Origin of the sequence: Streptomyces sp. MK37H (assembly GCF_018035285.1) — a bacterium.
GTDB lineage: Bacteria > Actinomycetota > Actinomycetes > Streptomycetales > Streptomycetaceae > Streptomyces > Streptomyces endocoffeicus.
This window is the reverse complement of sequence record NZ_JAAAYH010000810.1, coordinates 1-1,676: the sequence shown is the minus strand read 5'-3', so window position 1 is coordinate 1,676 and position 1,676 is coordinate 1. Positions and strand designations below refer to the sequence as shown.

The following is a 1,676-nucleotide window of genomic DNA, read 5'->3' as shown; positions in this document are numbered from 1 at the left end:
CAGGAGAGCGCAGACAAGCCGGGTGAAACGCGGGCGGTTTCCGCCACATCGGTACCGTCAAATCACGCCACTCTGTGCGCTGCGGGGGTGCGAAACGGCTCCGGGAGAGCCTGATGACCACCCCCGGCGGGCACCGTGCCGCGCCCCGGCTCCATGCGTATGCGTACTCGACCATCGCACGACCGTCTACTGACCCATCCACCACGCCTGCAATAGGACGGTGGAATATGCGCCCGCCCACCTGTGGCCCGGTGGGCCCCGCACCCGCTAGGAATCGTTCAGAGGGCCGATGACCGGGCCCGGCACGGCGCCGGGCAGGGGCTGCCAGGACCTGCGGGGCCCATGGGACGGCGGACCCTACTACGCGCCGCCCGCTATTTCCGAGCATTACTGGATTTAACCCCCAACAGCTGAACCCTGCGTAACCTCACCGTCACTGGCGAAGCGCCACCGGTGGGCGCCCGCCATGGGTGACGCAGGGAGGGGATGCCGCATGCCCGGAATCGACGAGTGCTTACTGGAAGCGATGACCGTGAACGGCGCGCGCGGAGCCGCCGTGATCGAGTGGACCAGCGGACTCGCGCTCGGCATGGTCGGCGAGGTGCGCGACGAGGACCCCGAGGCCACCGCGGCGGAGACGGCGGAGCTGGCCCGGATGGCCGCCGAGCAGCGGGCGTTCGCCGCGCTGGGCCCCGGGAGCGACAAGAGCGGCGCCGACCCGGACGAGGCGGACGGGGAGCCCGCCGTCGAGGACGTCATCGTCACCACCCGCACCTGCTACCACCTGCTGCGCTTCGTCGACACAGCCTTCGACAGCGGCGTCTTCTTCTATCTGTGGCTCGACCGCCGGGAGGGCAATCTGGCGCTCGCCCGGATCCGGCTGCGCGACATGTGCGGGCGGCTGGCGCTGATATGAGCCTGCCTCACCGGACCGGGGCGCGGACCGGGCACGCCCCCAGCCTCACCGGGCTCGCCGACGAGCGGGCCAGCGGCGCCCTGCTGTGCGACGCGGGCACGGTCTATCTCCGGGACGGCCAGGTGGTGCACGCCGAGAGCCCCGTGGCCCCCGGGATCGAGGTGCTGCTCACCACCGGTGGGCGGCTGACCGCCGACAGCTGGCGGGAGGCGGTGGGCCGGACGGGCCGCTCCGGTGGGGTCGGGCGGTTCCTCGTCGACAGCGGCCGGCTGTCGGACGCGGAGCTGGAGATCTGCCATCTGGGCGCGCTGTTCGACGCGGCGTACTTCGCGCTGGGGCACGGCAGTGGCCCTCGCGGCTTCCAGCGGGGTGCGGCCCACTGGCTCGGGCCGGTGCGCCCGGTGGGCGCGGTGGCCGTCGAGCGCGAGACCCGGCGCCGCGGCAAGCTGCTGGACGCCTTGTGGCCGTATCCGCAAGTGGACACGGAGCCGGTGGTGCTGCGCCGCCCCGATGGCCGCGCCCCGGCCGTCACCCCCCGTCAGCGCGCGGTGCTGGCGCTGGCCGACGGGGTCCGCACCCCCGCCCGTATCGCCCGCGAGCTGGGCCGTCCCGCCTTCCACACGCTGATCGACATACGGCGGCTGGCGGCGGCGGGCCATGTCGCCACCCCACGCTCCACGCGTCCGGGACATCCGGGCCGCCCCGGTCTGCCCGCCGGTTCCGCCGCTTCCGCACCGCCCGCTCCGGACCGCGGTCCCGG

Annotated in this window: 2 protein-coding genes; both read left to right on the top strand. The window is 73.7% G+C overall.

From position 1 onward, the window contains the following. The first annotated feature begins 493 nt into the window (after nucleotides 1-493). On the top strand, nucleotides 494-916 hold the full coding sequence (locus GWI24_RS44110) for a hypothetical protein (protein ID WP_210951622.1): 423 nt from the start codon (nucleotides 494-496) through the stop codon (nucleotides 914-916). Then, on the top strand, nucleotides 913-1,676 hold a 764-nt coding region (locus tag GWI24_RS44105), incomplete at its 3' end, for a transcriptional regulator (protein WP_210951621.1). The genes GWI24_RS44110 and GWI24_RS44105, both read left to right, overlap by 4 nt.

Coding starts and splice junctions, on each gene's coding strand:
- GWI24_RS44110 (WP_210951622.1), top strand. CDS start 494: ATGCCCGGAATCGACGAGTGCTTACTGGAAGCGATGACCGTGAACGGC.